The following is a 17,280-nucleotide window of genomic DNA, read 5'->3' on the forward strand; positions in this document are numbered from 1 at the left end:
ATCAGCTTTTCTTGACGCGTTTGCGCTGCCGGTAGACGTCAGCCACAACGGCCGCGACGATGATCCCGCCCTTCAGCATTTCTTGGTAGTAGGCGTCGAGCCGCAGGAAGGTGAAGCCGGAGATGATTACCCCGAAGATGATCATACCGATCATGGTGCCGAGAACCGAGCCGCGTCCGCCGGACAGGGAGACGCCCCCGATAACAGACATGGCTATGGCATCGAGCTCATACATGGTGCCCATCCCCGCTTGGGCAGTGAGGCCACGGGCCGCGACCACGATTCCGGCGAGGGCGGAAAGCAGACCGGCGACGGCATAGATCTTTACGACGTGCCGCTCGACATTGATACCGGAAACGCGTGCCGCCTGCGGGTTGGCGCCGATCGCATAGGTGAATTTGCCGTAGCGGGTATAGCGAAGCACGACATGCATTATCGCCGCAACGAGCAGAAAGATGAAGACAGGGGCCAAACCCTTGCCAAGCGCGGCGAAGCTGTCGGTCGGAAAGCTAATCGGCTGGCCCTTGGTATACCACTTGGCGAAGCCACGGGCGGTAACCATCATGCCGAGCGTGGCGATGAAAGGCGGTATCTTGGTATAGGCAATAAACCATCCGTTGATCGCTCCACAGATGAGACCGACACAGAGACCGACCCCAATTGGCACAACCACCGGCAGATCCGTCAGATGCGGATAAACCGCGCGCTCGAAAGTGCCGACTTGCGCCAGACTCATGGCGATCATCGCCGTGGCGCCGACGATCGAACCCGAACTGAGATCGATGCCGCCGGATATGATGACCTGGGTCACGCCGATTGCTATGATGCCGATGACCGAGACCTGCAAGATCATGATCGACAGACGTTGGGTGTTGCCGAGAAAGCTTTGCCCCTGAAATATCCAGCCGAGGATTTCGAAGGTGAGCGAAATGCCGATCAACACGAGCAGAATGTTGAGCTCGGACGGAAGCCGTCGCTTCGCTGTCGGCGAAGGCGCCGTTGATTGAGTAATTGTGTTCATTGTTTCCTCCCTTTTCCGCCGTTACCGGGCAGCAAGGTCCATGATTTTGACTTGAGTTGCTTCGGCGCGATCCAGAAAGCCGGAGACGTGGCCTTCGTGCATGACCATGATTCGATCGCTCATTCCGAGAACCTCGGGGAGTTCGGACGAGATCATGAGCACGGCGACACCCTCGGCTGCCAGGCCAGTGATAAGCCTGTGGATCTCCGATTTGGCTCCGACATCAATCCCGCGCGTCGGTTCGTCGAGGATCAGAATTCGCGGCTTTGTCAGGAGCCAGCGCGCAATCAGCAATTTCTGCTGATTGCCACCCGACAAATTTTCTACCGTTTCATGCAGATCGGGTGTCTTGACGCGAAGTTTGGCCGCCATATCCTCAGCCAGTTTCGTCACAGTCGACTGATCGACAAAACCAGCCTTGACGTGCGAGCGGGTGATCAGCGCCGACTGGATATTCTCCAAACAATCCAGGGTCAGGAAACAACCTGTTTCCTTTCGGTCTTCTGTCAGAAATGCAAGCCCAAAGGCCATGGCCTCGCTCGGGCTGGCGATCGAGACCGTCTTGCCATCGATCAGGATCTCACCGGAGCTTGCCGGAGCGACCCCAAACAGGGCCTCAGCAACATTAGAGCGTTTGGAACCGACCAGACCGGCTAAGCCGAGGATCTCGCCGCGGCGGATTGAAAACGAGATGTCGTAGAAGACGCCAGGGATGGTTAGGTTTCTAACTTCGAGGATCACGCCGCCGATCGGGCAATCAACTTTCGGAAACATGTCGGTGATCTCGCGGCCGACCATCATGCGAATAATGTCGTCGCGCGTCACGTCCTTGGAGGGATGGGTGCCAACGTATTTTCCATCACGAAAGACTGTGAACTCATCGGCAATCTCAAAGAGTTCGTTCATCTTGTGGGTGATGTAGACGATGCCAATTCCTCGAGAGCGAAGATCGCGGATGATCGCAAACAGGTGCTCTACCTCACGATCGGTCAACGCCGAGGTTGGCTCATCCATTATCAGGATTGAGGATTCGTAGCTGACCGCACGCGCGATCTCGACCATCTGTTTTTGTGCAACGGTGAGTTCGGAAACCTGTTCTTTCGGATCGAGGACGATGTTGAGACGCGCAAACAGATCCTGTGTCATCTCGACCATCTTCGAGTGATCAATCAGGCCGAAGCGGTTTTTGGGCTCGCGACGGATCCATATATTCTCTGCCACCGTCATCCAGTTCATCAGCGCCAGTTCCTGATGGATCATGGCGATACCCTGCTCCAGAGCATCGAGCGGAGACTTCAGCGTGACAGGTAACCCACGCAGTCTTATTTCACCGGCGTCCGGCTGATAGATTCCAGCGATGATCTTCATCAGCGTGGACTTACCCGCGCCATTCTCGCCCATCAGCGCATGCACGGTTCCCGGGCGGATCCGTAGTTTGACGTCATCGAGCGCAACGACACCGGGAAACTCCTTGCGGATGCCTTCGATTGCCAGCAAGCCATCGCGCTCAGTATTTTCGAGCATCTGTTTGATCGCTGCAGCAGTTGTTTGAGTTACCATTGCAAGTCCTCCGTCTCGCGAAAGAGGAAGGCATCGAGACGCCTTCCTCGCATGGCCGCGCAGGTCAGTTCTTCGCCTGGTAATTTTTGAGATTTGCAGGAGTAACGAGTTCGAAGGGCACATAAACCTTCTTTTCGATCGTCTCGCCCTTGGCAATTTTGAGCGCTGCATCGACCGCGCCTTTTCCCTGGCCTGCGGCGTTCTGGAAGACGGAGACGTCGAGATCACCGGCAGCCATTGAAGCCAAAGCATCTTGCGTCGCGTCGATGCCGGCAACAATAACGTCTTTCATGTCGCGCCCGGAAGACTTCAGTGACTGGATGGCACCAATGGCCATTTCGTCATTGTTGGAGATGACGGCATCAAACTTCACGCCAGCTGACAACCAGTTGGTCATGAGGTCGGCCCCTTGGGTCCGCGACCAGTTTGCGGTCTGCTCTTCGACGATTTTGATGAAGCTGCAGTCGGGCGTTGCGATGACATCCTTAATGTCCTGTGTGCGCATGCGGGCGGCCTGGTTAGAAAGCTCTCCCATCATGACAACCGCGTTCGCCTCCTTCTTTCCTGCTTCCTTAAGAATACGGCAGACTTCTTGTGTTTGCAGCGTTCCCGACTGCTTCTCGTCCGAGGCAACGAAGGCTTGTTTCTCCGGTAGATCATCGACGTTAACCGGCTGCCGGTTGACATAGACGAGAGGGATACCAGCAGCTGAGGCTGCCTGTGAGAGCGCGGTGGTCGCATCGGTGTCGACCGGATTGACAATGATTGCGTCGACGCCCGAGGCCACGAAATTCTGAACCTGGCTCAACTGCTTGCCGACATCGTTCTGTGCGTCTTCAATTTGAAGGGTGACGCCGTCGAGGCCCTTGGAATAGTCAATCATTCCATTGCGCAGGACTGTCAGGAAATTATCGTCGAACAGTGCCATCGAGACACCTATCGTTTGGGCAGATGCGGATGTTGCCAGCATGCTGGCGAATGCCGCCATGATCAAATGTTTCTTCACGTGTTTCTCCTCCACGGTTTTTATCTATGTGTTTGCACTTTGCGCTATGCGGCGCGGTGCCTTGTGAAAGGCAGCAAATCTCCAAGGGCTCCGGCAGTGCCGGTTCCCGTGATCTTTTTGCCTGCGATTTGCAAAATGCAGTGGCCTCCTGTCTCCACCACCGCACCCCTACAATTTCCTAGAGGGTGGCCGCCGTCAACAATTTGTCAGCGGGAAAACTATCAACTCTGATAGAAAGAATTATCATCCAATGATAGAATCTATCATTCAGTTAAAGGCTTTCAGGAACCAGCAAGTGGGCCGGCAAAAACCGCTGCCCGGGGCTTTCTGCCATCCCGTGTTCTTTGGTATGGATCATCGTCATGATCAAATCTGTGCAAAGCTCTCGCAGCGGGGTCTGAAAGATCCCGGATATGCGCCGCTCGAGGAGTGCTTGGCGTGATTCCGGCGTCAATTCATTTACGAGGCACGCGATGGATTCTGATCTGTTTTGTTGAATGAGCGCCTCGATTGCCCCTTCCATGCCCCCTCCGATACAGTAGAGACCGACGAGGTCGGGATAGCGTGATAACGTTTCCATCATCAGGCCATAGGTCAGGCGGCGGGTCTCGAGATTGACGAGTGCATCGAGAACTTCGAATTCAGGCGCGTACTCCCGCATGTAAGCTCTAAATCCCGTTTCACGCAGCGAATGACCATGAAACCGGTGTCCTCCAAGAAACAGGAGCACCTTTCCCGGAACCGGCGAAAGCTTGGAAATCATCCATGCCGCAGTGCGGCCAACCTTCATATTGTTCGTGCCGAGATAGGCTTCACGGACACCTTGTGCGAAGTCCGAAAGCAATGAAAACGTTGGTACTCCCTTTGATTTTATTGTTGTAACGGCTTTGGTTACATCATGATGGTCGGGGCCAGTTGCCGCAATAGCGTGAACCTTGCCTGTCATTCCAAGGATTAACTCAGCGAGTTCACCAGGTTCTTCTGATTTCGCAAACTCGATCCTAAGATTGATATGGCGATCTTTGATAGAAGACGCTGCGACTTGAAGTTCGTGCGCGAAGTCCTTGTAGAAGGTTTGACGCTCTTTCCGCAGGACAATTCCGAAATTATAGGTTGGGAGGTCGCCTGTCATACGCTGACGGATGATATTCGTACCGTGATAGCCGATTTTTTCCGACGCTTCATACACCTTCTTGGCCGTTTCTTCCCTCACAGGAAGGCGCGCATTTAGGACACGGTCAACGGTTGCAACGCTCACACCGGCCGCTGCAGCGAGATCTAGAATTGTTGGACGCTTCACAGGCAATCCTCATAATTGATTGTTATCATCAGCAGATGAAAGAAATCCTCGCATTAACAGTCACCAACATCAATTGGGAAATCCTGCCCCAAGTGCAACGTGCCGGTTTGCAGGGGATCAGACCTCCTCCTGCAAATGGGCCATGAATGCTTTATGGAAGGTGTTGCGCCGGATTTCTCGTTAGGTGGTCGACCTATGGCTTCCCAGCCGCCGGGCCATTTCGTTCATTGTGACTTTCTGATCAACCAGACGGTGAAGGAGGCGGCGATCGACGAGGCTTAATCGCGTATAATATCCGGACAAGAAAAAATCTCCAAAGTGAAGCCATTGAAAATTATTAGCATAATATCGACAAGGCCGAGGACCGCGCGCGCATGGTGGCGGTTTCGGACGCCATTTTTGCAATAACCCGCAAGCATGGAGGCATCTTCTGGGGCGAACATGGCAAGGGATTGCGCGGTGCCTACCTTCGGGATTGGATCGCGGCGGAAGCCTATTCTGCGCTGCAGGGCATCAAAGCTGCCTTTGACCCGGAGGCGCGTTACAACCCCGGCAAGCTGGTAACCAACAAGATGCCCATCATGGGCATTGCGACAACGCCGTTTCGTGCGTTCAACGGGCCGGAGGGTGATCCCCTTTCGCTCGCCTTCCGCTGCAATGGCAACGCGCAATGCCTGAGCTACGCGAAGACGACGCCCATGTGTCCAAGCTTCAAGGCAACGGCGGATATCCGTTACAGCCCCAACGGCAGGGCGGATGCCCTGCGTACCTGGCACAAGGCTCGCCGTGAGGCTGACGCTGATCTGCCTGTTCTGGAAAAGGATGATGGCGACATTGGACAAGTGTCTTGGGTGCAAGGCCTGCGCCTCCTCCTGTCCTGTGCAGGTAGACATTCCGACCATGCGACAGGCCTTTATGGCCGATTATTTCAAGCGACATCGCCGGCCGCTTGCGGATCGTCTTGTGATGATGGCTGAGCGGTTCAGTCCGGCGATCATGGGGCTCGTGCCGTTTCTCGCCCCCGTATGGCCAATTGCCTCGAAGCTCGGTGGGTGGCTGACGGAGAGCCAGGATCTGCCTCGGCATCTGGCTCGGCTTCCCCAGGGTCTGCAGTTACGCGAAGAAGACCTTCATCCGGGACACTTGCCCGAAAACACCTTAATCATCGCGCAGGACTGGTTCACCGCACTTTTCGACGGAGCAGTACAGTGGCAATCGATCGCTGGGCTAAGGGCACTTGGCTACAATGTCCGCTTCCTTCCTATGAGGCCGGGCGGCAAGGTTGCGCTTAGTCTCGGTGACACTGCGGGTTTTCGCCGAATGGCAGATGCCTTTTCCCGTCAGTTGCAAGCGGCGGCGACGACCGGCCTTCCAATTATTGCCCTCGAGCCCGCCTTTGCCATGATGTTGCGCCAAGATTACGCCAAAGCCGGGTTCGCTCTGCCGCCCGTTTTTCTGCCTCAGGAGTTCCTTGCTGTCGAGGTCGATCGGCGTGACTTCCCGAAAGCCAATCATGACAGCCCGATAAAGCTTTTGTCACACTGCACTGAGGCTACCGCCCTCCCGCAGACCGGGATGCTTTGGAAAAAAGTATTCGGGGCAATGGGCCTGAAAACGAATACACCGTCTACCGGGTGCTGCGGCATGGCGGGGCTTTTTGGGCATCAGAGGCGGCATCAGCCGATGTCGCGCCGCCTACTTGATCTTTCCTGGCGTAGCCATATGGAATCGGAGGATACGACCGTCGCAACCGGCTATTCCTGTCGATACCAGGCAAAACGCTTCTCCGGCACGCAGCCGGGCCATCCGCTGGGATTGATTGCCGATTTGCTTTCGAAGTGAAGGGGCCTGGCGGCTTGTCGAGCTGCCGTGTCTTTCGTAAGCTGAAGGAAATTAGAGGAAATGGGCATGCCTGCCAGTATTCGTCATCTCCGGATGTTTGTGGCATTGGGGCAGACCAATTCCGTTACCCGTGCTGCCGATATAAACCATGTCTCACAGCCTGCCGTCACTCAAGCCATTACCAAGCTCAGCCAAGATACCGGGCATGTCCTGCTTCAACGCAGTCCGCAAGGCCTGTTTCTCACCGATGCTGGAACGCTGCTGCACTACCGAGCTGATCGCGCGCTGCGCATTCTTGACAATGCAATGTCAGACATGGATCGAGCGATCCGCATCCAGGCGACATGGCAGCAACTTGCCGCGCTGATCGCGGTTACCGAGACCGAAAACTTCACACTTGCGGCGCACCAGCTCGGCCTTGCCCAGCCGACCGTCCATCGCGCCACCACCATGCTGGAAGGGGCGGCCGGCACGACGTTTTTTCAGCGTACGGCGCATGGCTTGATTTCGACGCGCGCCGCGCTTCAGTTGGCCCAGGCTGCCCGCCTCGCTTTGGCGGAAATTGATCAGGCTGACGCCGATCTGGCGGCTCTCGATGGTCGCGAAGTGGGTCGCATCGTGGTTGGAGCCCTACCGTTGTCGCGCTCGGGTTGGCTTCCACGCGCCATTCTGGCCTTTCGAGAGATCAGGCCGCGGTTGTCGCTGCAAGTGATTGACGGGCGGTACGACGAACTGCTGCATGGTCTGCGCCGGGGCGAAATCGACATGGTTCTTGGAGCGCTACGGTTTCCGACACCTATTGAAGACATCGAGCAGGAACGGTTGTTCGACGACGAGGTGGTCGTCGTTGCGCGGCGCGACCACGCCCTGATGAACAAGGCCGATCTCGTTTTTGCAGACCTGGCGTCGCATCCCTGGGTCATGCCGCGTAGATCCACTCCGTTACGACGGGTTCTCGACACCTTTTTTGGCGCTGAGGCACCAATTAATGTCGTGGAAACATCATCCGTAATCATGATGCGGGAGATCCTGCGGCAGAGCGACCATCTCGGCGGGCTATCGCGTATGCAGGCGGAGGTGGAGCTGGGCGTTCTCGGGATATTGCCGGTGCGCCTGCCCAATGCGATGCGGCCCATCGGAATCACCACCCGCGCCGGCTGGGAGCCGACGCGGGCGCAGAGAGAATTGAGGGACGTGCTGCGGCAGACGGCAGCTGAACTTAATTAGTCCTTTAAACGCGAAAGAATAGCGTCAGCGCGTTCCGGATAATTCTCATCGCCGGCCGGCAGGATGAGGTCGCCGATCCGCTGCTGCCAGTCGGCTGTTGCGCTGGCCAGTCCGTTGGGCAGACCAAGTTCGGACAGTGTGATGGCAACTTCGCGCATTTCGGCTGCGCGGCGCCTTCCATGCACCATCATGCGCTCCAGATTATAGGCGGCTTGGCGCGGCCAGTCGATATTGGGGTTGGACGACTGCAGCGAGGCAAGAACGCGCTCCTCAATGCCGGCGCGCCGAGCCGCCAACAGGCATTCTGCCGTCAATGCCTCCATGCCCTTGATCATAACAGAGCGTATCATCTTGATGGACGACGCCTCGCCGACTTCAGGACCGGAAACACGCGCTTCCATTCCGAGGCTGGTCAGAACGGCGAGGGCTGGGTCGGCATGCGGGCCCGCCAGCAGCAAAGGTGTGCGATGCAGTTTTGGATAGACCGGCGCCATGATGGCGACATCGACATATCGCCCGCCGGCAGAACTGATGATATCGGCTGATCGCCGCTTGGCGCCCGGCGAGCAGCTGTTGCCATCAAGCCAGAATGCACCAGCCTTTAGGTATGGAGCAGCCTGTTCTGCCGCCAGCACCGCGCGATCGGCTGTTACCAGGCAGAAGACGACATCAGCACCGTCTAAAACGGATGCCCGGTCGGATGCCAACACGATTCCTGTCGCCATCGCCCGTTCGGCCGGTTTTCCTGCTGCGCCGGCCTGTTCGACTTTCTCGTCATAAGCCATCAGACCCGACGAGATGTCTGCTCCCCAACCTTTTGCGAAGGCTTCCGCCGCCTCGCCAAATCCGATGAAGGCGATCTTAGGGTGACGTTCTGTCATATTCTCGTTCCTTATTTCTCTTGTCGTCTTGCGGACATTTGGATGCCGGTGCGGATGACGATCCAGTTGGGAACCTGCCCTCAGCCGAACATCGTATTGGGGATGAGAAGGGCGATCTGCGGAAACAGGATGATCAACAGTAGGCCGACTATCATGGCAAACAGGAACGGCATGACACCGCTGAACACGGTCTTCAGCGGAACATCGCCGGCCACTCCTCGAACCACGAAGACATTCAACCCGACCGGTGGCGTGATCATTCCCATTTCCACGACAATCACGGCAACGACTCCGAACCAGATCGGATCAAAACCAAGCGCGGTAATGACAGGAAAGACGATTGGGACCGAGATCACCAGCATCGACAGGCCATCCATGAACATGCCCATGATGACGTAGGCGATAATGATCGCGAATAGCGTTCCGTAAGGTCCGAGTCCGAGCCCTTGCAGTCCCTCGCCCAGAAGTGCCGGGATCTGCGTGACGGCGAAAAATGGATTGAGAACGTTGGCGCCAATAACAATCATGTACAGCATGGCGGTGGTTTTCAGCGTGTCCATCACTGCCGCCGCAAATCCTGCACGGTTCAGCTTGCGCCCCGCCAGGGCCAAGAGGATGACGAGCGCCGCACCGATGCCGGAGGCTTCGACGGGCGTGAAGGCCCCAATGTAAATTCCCCCAATGGTCAGCACCATCACGGCCATCAGCGGACCTGCCTGCTTCAGGGTGGCAAAACGTTGCCGGATCGGGACGTTGGGGCCCGCAGGCGCCTGTTCAGGTTTGCGCAAGGCGACCAGCCACACCGTCAGCATAAATAACACCATCAGCAGCAGTCCAGGCAGGATGCCCGCCATGAATAGGCGTCCGATCGACTGCTCAGTCAGGATCGCGTAGAGAACGAAACCGGTCGAAGGCGGGATCAAGAAACCCAATGTCCCGCCTGCTGCCACCGCGCCTGTGGCAAGGCCATCGGCATAACCGAGCCGCTTCATTTCCGGCAGGGCCACTTTTCCAATCGTCACCGCTGTTGCGACAGATGATCCTGAGACTGCGGAAAAGGCTGCACAGCCAAGGACCGATGCGGATGCCAAGCCCCCCCGAAAATGCCCTACCCACGCGAAAGCTGCGTCATAAAGACCGCGCGAGAACCCTGCCGCCGATGCAATGTTACCTAAGAGGACGAACATTGGCACCACGATCAGCGTTTCGCTGGCCACGGCCGAATAGCTTTCCGTCAGCATCAGTGCGCCCGCGGTACGCAGCCCTTGAAGTGCCCACATTCCGAAGAAGCCGGCAAGCAGCATGGCGAACGCCACCGGGGTCCGAAAGATCATCAAGAAGAACAGGAAGAAAATACCTAGAAGGCCAATTGTCGTCGGTGACATCATCGGCCTCCCGTGCGGACGATGGTCAAGCACTGCGACGCCATGACGATGACACACAATGCGATGCCAATTGCAAGAATGCCGTAGAACGGCCAGGTCGGCAGGTTGAGCATATTGGTCGTATCTTCGAACTCGTGAGCGTCTAGTGCCTTGAGAATGGCTCGTTGTGCGAGAGTGGACAGGACGAAACCGGAAAGCAGTCGTGAGCCTATATCCCCGATAAACCGGCCAACCCGTCCGATGGCATTGTCAAAGACGTCGACGCCGACATGGCCGCTTTGAGCTGTACAGTAGGGCAAGGCTGCCATGACCAGTGTCAACGCGGCTAGCTGGTTGATCTCGTTAAGACCCAAAACCGGTATGTTGAACGCATACCGCAAAATGACCCCGACCGAGATGAGAATGACTAAAAACAGCATGGCTGCGGCGGCGATGACGGCCAGCCAGACCGTCACCCTTTCAAGCCAGCTTTCTGCCGGCAGAGTTGCATCACCAGACATGCTCATTTCGCCTTCAGAGCATCTGCGACCGCCTGTGCGCCTTCGGTCTGTTTGATTGCCTCGGCAGTGACTTTGTCGGCCGCGGTATTGAATGGCGCGGCCTGCGCTTCGGACAGCGCGATGACTTCCTTGCCCGGCAGCTTGGCGAAATCGGCGAAACCCTTTTCGGCGACAGTTAGCTGGACTTTCTGCCCATCGAGAGAAACCTGCTTTCCGGCTTCGTCAACGACCTTTTGCTGTTCAGGCTTCAGATCAGCGAAGGTCTCCCGGTTCATGAGAATGAAGAACGGGGAGTTGGTGGTCTTCATTCCCTTGGTAATGAAGTTTGCGACTTCGCCAAGTTTGAAGGCGTTGACCGCCGTGCCGTCGATCATCGCCCCGTCGATCACACCGGTCTGCAGGGAGTTATAAATTTCCGACACAGGCATCGAGACCGGTGTCGCGCCCCAGGCTTCGACCAAGAGACCGGTATTGCGGGACGGAACGCGGATCTTCATCCCCTTTAGGTCGTCCAGTGCTCGGACCGGCTTCGACCGGGTGAAGAGAACATTCTCCGCACTGGACCACATCCCCACCAGCTTCACGCGGCGGTATTCCTTGGAGAACTGATCAAGGTGAGCCAGAAGGGTCTGGGTGCCGTCCTTTTCAGTCAGGACGCCGGGTAGTTCCGCGGTGAGAGTCAGTGGGAATTGGGATGCCGTGTAGCCAGGCAGCGAGACTGCAAACTCTGCGACGCCATCGACAACGCGGGAATACTGCTCGACCGGCCCCGCACCCAGTTCGCCCCCATTGTAGAGCTTGACCGTGACTTCTCCAGCGGTGCCCTGTTCCACGGCTTTGGCAAAAGGCTCGAAGGCGCGCGATACATAGGGATGTGTCGGCGCCATGTAATTGGCAAATTTCAGTTCAGCGCCGAAAGCGGACGTCGAAATCAACAGAAGCGCCACGGGCGCGATTTTTGAAGAAAATCTCATGGTAACCCTCCCAGGTTCAAGGCCTCGTGCCTTGTCACCTTGCATAAGATATCTTTGGCCGACGGCCCAATTCAAACACGACGGGCAATCATAAGAATATGCTATAATCTTTCCTTTTCACTGGATGCTAACCTGACATATCCGTGCAGATTTATCTTAACCTGCAATAGCTTTTTCTTATGGATATAACGTTATTCCAATTTGCTTTTCCGTCATGCCACCGATCAGATCCAAAATTCGAGCGAAGGGAGGAAATATTCGCCATGACAATAGTCGTTCATTCAATTTCCCTGGTCCAGGCATCGAACGAGACATCCAAACGTAACGGCCTTGATGGACGTGTGCGCCCCGCTGTAAGTCGCACTTTTTACTGCGCAGGTGACCGATGAATGAGATAGTGTTTCATGACATCGCCCATCTCGGTCATGTCGAGATGCTTACTGACCATTACGACGAAAGCCTGGACTTCTTCACGCGCATCTACGGCCTCAAGCTTTCGGGGCAGGACAAGAATAGCGCCTATCTGCGAGCCTGGGACGATTACGAATACTGCACTCTGAAGCTGACGCGGTCACACACGACTGGCGTCGGGCATATCGCCTATCGCGCCTCTAGCCGAGAAGCGCTTGAACGGCGTGGGAAGGCCATAGAGGCTTCGGGTTATCATGTTCTGGGCTGGAACGAAGGAGACCTCAGCCACGGGCGGGCTTTCCGCTTCGAGGATCCGTTCGGCCATGTCTTCGAAATCTATTACGACACCAACTGGTATGAACCGCAGCTCGAGGCAGAGCGCAGTGCTCTTAAAAATACCGCCAGTGCTTTCACCGGCGCTGCGCCCCGCCGATTGGACCACCTCAACCTCTTATCTACCGACGTTACTGAATTCAAACGCTTCATGGAGACCTGCCTCGGTGCCCGCGTCACTGAATTCATCCAGCTCGACAACGGCCGGATGGGCGGTGCCTGGTTCACTGTCAACAACAAGACGTATGATCTTGCCTGCACGGAGGAACATGGTGGCGGTGTGGGAAGGCTCCATCACGTGACGTATGCCACCGATCAGCGCGAAGACATTTTGCGTGCCGCCGACATTTTCCTTCAAAACGGTGTGCATATCGAAACCGGCCCCCACAAGCACGCCATTCAAGGGACGTTCTTCCTTTATGTCTGGGAACCAGCGGGCAACCGCGTCGAACTCGCCAATTCAGGCGCACGGCTCATTCTTGCTCCCGATTGGCGGCCGATCATGTGGACTGAAGCTGACCGAAAAAGGGGCCAGGCATGGGGCTTGAAGACGATCGAGACCTTTCACAGCCACGGTACGCCACCGATCTTGAAGGATTGACTGGATCAGAGGACTGACCGCCCAAATCGGCGACGTCCCTACGCCAAGCGTTTCTGACAGCCATCTTGACTATCCGAAGCGCTCGGTCCAGCGGATCAGCGGCCGCGCCAGCGGCATAAGAAGAAATATGCGCACGACCTGCGCTGCCGTTACAACTGGGACGCTCTGGTGGAGGAACTGCGCCGTCAGCGCCATTTCGGTGACACCGCCAGGCGCGATGCCGAGAACGGCGCTGCGCCAGTCGAGGGGCGTGAAACGGGCTAGAACTGCCGCAGATCCGCATGTCAGCACCAACAGACAGACCGTTCCCAGCAGCGAGATTGCCAACTCCCTACCCGCGCCCCGTAACAGGCTCGCCTGAAAAGTTGATCCAAGCCACGACCCGAGAACCACTTGTGCAGTGGCCAAAACGACAGGGGGGTAATGCGGCAAGGCGACGCCGCCTGCCGTCAGCATTGCCGCGATTGTCAAAGGCCCAAGAAAAAAGGGATTTGACCAATTGAGGCTTCTGAACAGCAGGCCGCCAACCAAGCCGATAATGGGAAGGGTCGCCAACCAAGGGTCAAGAAATGCTTCCACTCCTGCGGCGCTCGGCACTGCTCCCCTGCGCGCGCCATCAACAAGGTAGAGAATCGTAGGGATGACCACGACGACTGCAGCAATGCGCAGCGACTGCGCTTTTACGACCGGCGCGGCGGGTTGACCGACGCTCTCGGCGATGATGGCAGCTTCCACCGGCGCCAATGGAAATGTCGCCAACGCCATGCGTGACAGCCGGACGCCCGCCAGTTTTGCCTGAACGAAGGCGACGACCAGCGAGAAGCCTGTCGTCATTGCCGCCATGCCGACCAGAAGAGGCAGAAGGTCAAGGACGATGGTAAGCGCATCGCCGGTGAAGGAAAGACCGACGGTTGTCGACACCACAGCCTGTCCAAAAGGGCGGGTGCGGACCGGAAGCGGGCGGTGGATTAGGCCGCGAAGGGAAAGACCCGCCGTCATCAACAGCGGGCCGATCATCCACGGCAAAGGCATGTGCAGAGCCGAAAACACCCAGCCCGCCACGGCCGCCAGCATATAGGTCATCACCAGCCGCCGCCAGCCATGTCCATTCGGCTGACCTGTGCCGGAGATGGGCCTCATGGCATCGGCAGCCCGAGCAGCTTTCCGAAAAGAAGCACGGCAATCAACCAAAGCCCTAGCCCGGTTGCCCCGGCTCGCAGGAGCCGACGCTCACCAGGAAAAAGTAATGTCACAAGTCCGGATGCGGCAGCGATCGATAAAGGCAGCCCTATCCAGTTGACGCCCGCTAGGCAGATGACGAAGATCAGGAAAGCAACAAATGCCCTATGCGCCCTCGAAAAATCGCCTTGCTCGTCTGCGAATGCTCCTCGCATCGTGATGACGAGATAGGCCAGGGAACAGATCGTCCCAAAGATTCCAACCTGAACCGGTAGGGCGCCAGGTCCGGTATCACCGGTCGAGTGACCGGCCGGCAAGGCCAGCGCCATCATCAGGAATGCGCCGCAACCGGCAAGGCAAGCGACGCCGGCGATGAGGTCGCTGACCGGGTAAACCCGGCCAGCGCGAGTAATATCTCGATCGCTCATTTCACAAATCCGGCAGATTTGAGGAACTCAGCCTGTTCGGTCAGATCTTTTTTGACGCGACTGGTGAACTCTTCCTCGCTCCAGTTCGGGCTGTCCTGAAACTGCTCTTCCTGGAATTTCTTCCACTCGGCAGACGCAGTGACCTTGTCGATTGCGGTCTGGATCGACGCAACCACGTCATCCGGCGTGCCTGCTTTGACAGCAACGCCACGCCAAATCGCCCCTTCGAGATCGAAACCCTGCTCCTTGAAGGTCGGTGCATCGGGCAGGAACGGCGAGCGTTGGGCAGTGCTGACACCAAGAAGCCGGATTTCACCGCTCTTCACCTGCGACAGCGCTGTCGACGGTGTCATCATTGCCGCATCGATATGCTTGCCAAGAAGCGCCAGCGTCACCTTGCCCGAGGCATCGTGCGGGATCCACCCGCTTTCGAAACCGCCCTGTTTCATCATCTGGTACAGCATGTACTGGTGAAATCCGCCAGACGAATGACCGCCCACCTTCATACCGTTGGGATGATCCTTCATATATTTGACGAAATCGTCGACGCTCTTGTAGGGGCTGCTGTTTAGGACAGCGAGAGACGACGGTTCCGACTGCATGGCCCGCAGCAACCTCAGATCATCGACCTTGAACGGGATCAACCCTTGCGCGATGCCAAAGGTCAAGGTGCCGGTCAGCACCAAGATGTTGTAGCCGTCGGCCGGCTGCGCGACGATCTGCGACAGGCCGACAGCACCGCTTCCGCCGGCACGGTTGTCGACCTTCACGGTCCAGCCGCTTTCCTTTTCCAGCAGTTCCGCAAGTTTGCGGCCGTAGGTATCGAGAGCGCCGCCGGCGCCTGACCAAACCACGAGGGTCACGGCTTTCGTCGGATAGTCTGCGGCCGCGGCAGCCCGAGGCAATGCGGCGCCTGTGACTGCAGCCATGCAAAGAGCGGCAATGGTGGAGCGCAATAAATGTCCCAAACCTCGGGACTCATTCATGGTTGTGGTCGCGGTGTGCATCGTTTCTCTCTCCCTGAAATGATGGCTAGATGCGTGGATGGTATGGCTCAGGCCGGATCGACGGCCACAACGCGTCGTGCAGACCAGAGCCGATAGATCGGCACCGCTAGGCTGACGGCGCTGAGGATCAGGAACAGCACGCTGATCGGGTCGGTCAGGAAGATCATGTAGCTTCCCTGCGACGACACGAGCGCCGTGCGATAATTGGATTCAATCAGGTAGCCGAGGACCATTGCCAGGATGACCGGCGCCACGGGGAAGCTGAGTTTTTTCATGAGATAGCCGAGAAGGCCAAACCCGAGCGTCATCCAGACATCGAACATCAGGTTGCGGATAGCGAAGGAGCCGAGCACGGCAAAAGCGAGAATGCCGGCGGCGATTACTCCGGTCGGAAGCAGCAATGTGCGGGCCATTATCGGCAGGAAGAGCGACCCAACGAGATACTGTACCAGCGATGCAATGATAACGCCGAAGAGGATCGAATAGACCAGAGCCGGCGATTCCGTGAACAGCTGCGGGCCAGGATGCAGGCCGTGCATGATGAGGGCGCCCATCATGATAGCAGTTGTCGGCGATCCCGGTACACCCAGCGACAAGAGCGGGACGAGAGCGCCACCGACCGTTGCATTGTTGGAGGCTTCGGGAGCCGCGATACCGTTGGCGGCGCCCTTGCCATATTCCTGCGGGTTCTTGTCGCGGGCGCGTGCATAATCTCGGGCGACCCAACAGGCGATGTTGCCCCCGACGCCGGGTAAAATGCCCAGCAAAGTACCGATCACCGAACCGGACACCATGGATCGCCAGGTTTCCTTGAGCAGGGCGGCCGACATGAAGACGTGCCCTACACGGCTTTCACCCATCTTGGTGCGCCGGGCCTGCTTTTCGGCAAGGGCGATAGCTTCAGAGACCGCAAAAAGCCCGATCAATGCGGCTAGGAACGGAACGCCCTCGTAAAGCTCGAACTGGCCGAATGTGAAGCGTGGCGTTCCAGCAATCGGATCGATGCCGACGGTGGCAAGCGCCAAGCCAAGAACAGCGCCTAAAAGGCCCTTGACCAGCGAGCCACCTGAAAGGGCTGCAACTGAAGTCAGGCCGAACAGGCCGACAGCGAAATAACCCGCCGGGCCAAACTGCAATGCCAACTTCGCCAGCGGCATAGCCAGCAGAAGAAGTGCGAGCCCACCGAGAATCCCGCCGACCGTGGAGGCGGTCAAGGAAATCGAGATTGCCTCGTTTGCCCGTCCCTTCTGCGCCATCGCATAACCGTCGATGGCGGTCGCCGCGGCGGCCGCGGTCCCTGGCGTCGATAGAAGAATAGCACTTATCGACCCCCCGTATTCGGCGGAGGTGTAAAGGGAAATCATCAGCAGCATGCTGAGTTCGGGAGACATATTGTAGGTGAAAGGGATCACCAGACTAAGTCCGATAGACGGACCAAGGCCTGGCAAGGCGCCGATAACTACCCCAAGTAATGCCCCGATGAGCAGAGCCGCGATGCCTGATAGGCTAAAGATCACAGCCAGCGACTGGATTATGCCGTCCATACATTTTCCTCCCGATTGACCAAATCCGGGCGCCACTCCTCAGGCATCCCAATCAGTCACTTGTTCCTCTGCCCAAATAAC

At 57.2% G+C, this 17,280-nt stretch carries 16 protein-coding genes and 1 pseudogene; 4 read left to right on the forward strand and 13 right to left on the reverse strand.

Annotated elements, in window-relative coordinates; all coding sequences use genetic code 11:
- Position 1: 1 nt before the first annotated feature.
- The 5 genes and pseudogenes from HWX89_RS13495 to HWX89_RS13515 all read right to left on the reverse strand — a co-directional run.
- Entirely contained in the window at positions 2-1,021 is a 1,020-nt protein-coding gene (locus HWX89_RS13495; RefSeq protein WP_138794028.1) for an ABC transporter permease, read from the reverse strand.
- Positions 1,022-1,042: 21 nt separating this feature from the next.
- A complete protein-coding gene (locus tag HWX89_RS13500; protein WP_210271397.1) occupies positions 1,043-2,581 on the reverse strand; it encodes a sugar ABC transporter ATP-binding protein in 1,539 nt (512 codons plus the stop codon).
- A gap of 64 nt (positions 2,582-2,645) precedes the next feature.
- The gene (locus tag HWX89_RS13505) at positions 2,646-3,569 is read right to left on the reverse strand and encodes a sugar ABC transporter substrate-binding protein (protein ID WP_210271400.1); all 924 of its coding nucleotides are present in this window, start codon (positions 3,567-3,569) and stop codon (positions 2,646-2,648) included.
- A 289-nt stretch (positions 3,570-3,858) separates the two neighbouring features.
- Positions 3,859-4,887 (reverse strand): LacI family DNA-binding transcriptional regulator, encoded by a 1,029-nt coding sequence (locus tag HWX89_RS13510; RefSeq protein ID WP_138794026.1) that lies wholly within the window; start codon positions 4,885-4,887, stop codon positions 3,859-3,861.
- 183 nt (positions 4,888-5,070) lie between these two features.
- Positions 5,071-5,190: pseudogene (locus HWX89_RS13515) on the reverse strand (helix-turn-helix domain-containing protein); the annotation flags it as partial.
- A gap of 44 nt (positions 5,191-5,234) precedes the next feature.
- Here HWX89_RS13515 and HWX89_RS13520 point away from each other — a divergent pair.
- From HWX89_RS13520 to HWX89_RS13530, 3 genes are all read left to right on the forward strand, one after another.
- Positions 5,235-5,864, forward strand: coding sequence for an FAD-linked oxidase C-terminal domain-containing protein (locus HWX89_RS13520; RefSeq protein WP_353505682.1), 630 nt, complete (start codon positions 5,235-5,237; stop codon positions 5,862-5,864).
- Complete coding sequence (locus HWX89_RS13525) at positions 5,788-6,729, forward strand: (Fe-S)-binding protein (protein ID WP_178340758.1); 942 nt, start codon at positions 5,788-5,790, stop codon at positions 6,727-6,729. The genes HWX89_RS13520 and HWX89_RS13525 overlap by 77 nt, the downstream gene beginning before the upstream one ends.
- Positions 6,730-6,795: 66 nt before the next feature.
- The gene (locus HWX89_RS13530; RefSeq protein ID WP_138794023.1) at positions 6,796-7,956 is read left to right on the forward strand and encodes a LysR family transcriptional regulator; all 1,161 of its coding nucleotides are present in this window, start codon (positions 6,796-6,798) and stop codon (positions 7,954-7,956) included.
- On the opposite strand, the gene HWX89_RS13535 is transcribed toward HWX89_RS13530, so the two are convergent.
- From HWX89_RS13535 to HWX89_RS13550, 4 genes are all read right to left on the reverse strand, one after another.
- On the reverse strand, positions 7,953-8,837 hold the full coding sequence (locus HWX89_RS13535) for an NAD(P)-dependent oxidoreductase (protein ID WP_138794022.1): 885 nt from the start codon (positions 8,835-8,837) through the stop codon (positions 7,953-7,955). The two genes, HWX89_RS13530 and HWX89_RS13535, sit on opposite strands and share 4 nt — an antisense overlap.
- 80 nt (positions 8,838-8,917) lie before the next feature.
- On the reverse strand, positions 8,918-10,222 hold the full coding sequence (locus HWX89_RS13540; RefSeq protein WP_138794021.1) for a TRAP transporter large permease: 1,305 nt from the start codon (positions 10,220-10,222) through the stop codon (positions 8,918-8,920).
- Positions 10,222-10,722 (reverse strand): TRAP transporter small permease, encoded by a 501-nt coding sequence (locus HWX89_RS13545; protein ID WP_138794020.1) that lies wholly within the window; start codon positions 10,720-10,722, stop codon positions 10,222-10,224. Before HWX89_RS13545 ends, HWX89_RS13540 begins: the two co-directional genes overlap by 1 nt.
- A gap of 2 nt (positions 10,723-10,724) precedes the next feature.
- Positions 10,725-11,696: a TRAP transporter substrate-binding protein gene (locus HWX89_RS13550; RefSeq protein ID WP_138794019.1), complete on the reverse strand. Its 972-nt coding sequence runs from the start codon at positions 11,694-11,696 to the stop codon at positions 10,725-10,727.
- Positions 11,697-12,081: 385 nt separating this feature from the next.
- Here HWX89_RS13550 and HWX89_RS13555 point away from each other — a divergent pair, with 385 nt between their 5' ends.
- The gene (locus HWX89_RS13555; protein ID WP_138794018.1) at positions 12,082-13,041 is read left to right on the forward strand and encodes a VOC family protein; all 960 of its coding nucleotides are present in this window, start codon (positions 12,082-12,084) and stop codon (positions 13,039-13,041) included.
- A 69-nt stretch (positions 13,042-13,110) separates the two neighbouring features.
- On the opposite strand, the gene HWX89_RS13560 is transcribed toward HWX89_RS13555, so the two are convergent.
- The 4 genes from HWX89_RS13560 to HWX89_RS13575 form a co-directional block, all read right to left on the reverse strand.
- Positions 13,111-14,181, reverse strand: coding sequence for an AbrB family transcriptional regulator (locus HWX89_RS13560; RefSeq protein ID WP_138794017.1), 1,071 nt, complete (start codon positions 14,179-14,181; stop codon positions 13,111-13,113).
- Entirely contained in the window at positions 14,178-14,648 is a 471-nt protein-coding gene (locus tag HWX89_RS13565; protein ID WP_138794016.1) for a tripartite tricarboxylate transporter TctB family protein, read from the reverse strand. Before HWX89_RS13565 ends, HWX89_RS13560 begins: the two co-directional genes overlap by 4 nt.
- A complete protein-coding gene (locus tag HWX89_RS13570; protein ID WP_246705162.1) occupies positions 14,645-15,577 on the reverse strand; it encodes a tripartite tricarboxylate transporter substrate binding protein in 933 nt (310 codons plus the stop codon). Before HWX89_RS13570 ends, HWX89_RS13565 begins: the two co-directional genes overlap by 4 nt.
- 125 nt (positions 15,578-15,702) lie before the next feature.
- Complete coding sequence (locus HWX89_RS13575) at positions 15,703-17,199, reverse strand: tripartite tricarboxylate transporter permease (RefSeq protein ID WP_138794015.1); 1,497 nt, start codon at positions 17,197-17,199, stop codon at positions 15,703-15,705.
- Between the last annotated feature and the right edge of the window lie 81 nt (positions 17,200-17,280).

Origin of the sequence: Rhizobium sp. RM, assembly GCF_013390595.1 — a bacterium.
Taxonomy (GTDB): Bacteria; Pseudomonadota; Alphaproteobacteria; order Rhizobiales; family Rhizobiaceae; genus Agrobacterium.

What these genes read in the sequence shown, in the direction of transcription:
- HWX89_RS13555 (WP_138794018.1), top strand. Translation starts at nt 12,082, where the DNA reads ATGAATGAGATAGTGTTTCATGACATCGCCCATCTCGGTCATGTCGAG.
- HWX89_RS13550 (WP_138794019.1), bottom strand. Translation starts at nt 11,696, where the DNA reads ATGAGATTTTCTTCAAAAATCGCGCCCGTGGCGCTTCTGTTGATTTCG.
- HWX89_RS13575 (WP_138794015.1), bottom strand. Translation starts at nt 17,199, where the DNA reads ATGGACGGCATAATCCAGTCGCTGGCTGTGATCTTTAGCCTATCAGGC.
- HWX89_RS13495 (WP_138794028.1), bottom strand. Translation starts at nt 1,021, where the DNA reads ATGAACACAATTACTCAATCAACGGCGCCTTCGCCGACAGCGAAGCGA.
- HWX89_RS13505 (WP_210271400.1), bottom strand. Translation starts at nt 3,569, where the DNA reads ATGGCGGCATTCGCCAGCATGCTGGCAACATCCGCATCTGCCCAAACG.
- HWX89_RS13500 (WP_210271397.1), bottom strand. Translation starts at nt 2,581, where the DNA reads ATGGTAACTCAAACAACTGCTGCAGCGATCAAACAGATGCTCGAAAAT.
- HWX89_RS13560 (WP_138794017.1), bottom strand. Translation starts at nt 14,181, where the DNA reads ATGAGGCCCATCTCCGGCACAGGTCAGCCGAATGGACATGGCTGGCGG.
- HWX89_RS13535 (WP_138794022.1), bottom strand. Translation starts at nt 8,837, where the DNA reads ATGACAGAACGTCACCCTAAGATCGCCTTCATCGGATTTGGCGAGGCG.
- HWX89_RS13565 (WP_138794016.1), bottom strand. Translation starts at nt 14,648, where the DNA reads ATGAGCGATCGAGATATTACTCGCGCTGGCCGGGTTTACCCGGTCAGC.
- HWX89_RS13570 (WP_246705162.1), bottom strand. Translation starts at nt 15,577, where the DNA reads ATGGCTGCAGTCACAGGCGCCGCATTGCCTCGGGCTGCCGCGGCCGCA.
- HWX89_RS13525 (WP_178340758.1), top strand. Translation starts at nt 5,788, where the DNA reads ATGCGACAGGCCTTTATGGCCGATTATTTCAAGCGACATCGCCGGCCG.
- HWX89_RS13545 (WP_138794020.1), bottom strand. Translation starts at nt 10,722, where the DNA reads ATGTCTGGTGATGCAACTCTGCCGGCAGAAAGCTGGCTTGAAAGGGTG.
- HWX89_RS13530 (WP_138794023.1), top strand. Translation starts at nt 6,796, where the DNA reads ATGCCTGCCAGTATTCGTCATCTCCGGATGTTTGTGGCATTGGGGCAG.
- HWX89_RS13540 (WP_138794021.1), bottom strand. Translation starts at nt 10,222, where the DNA reads ATGTCACCGACGACAATTGGCCTTCTAGGTATTTTCTTCCTGTTCTTC.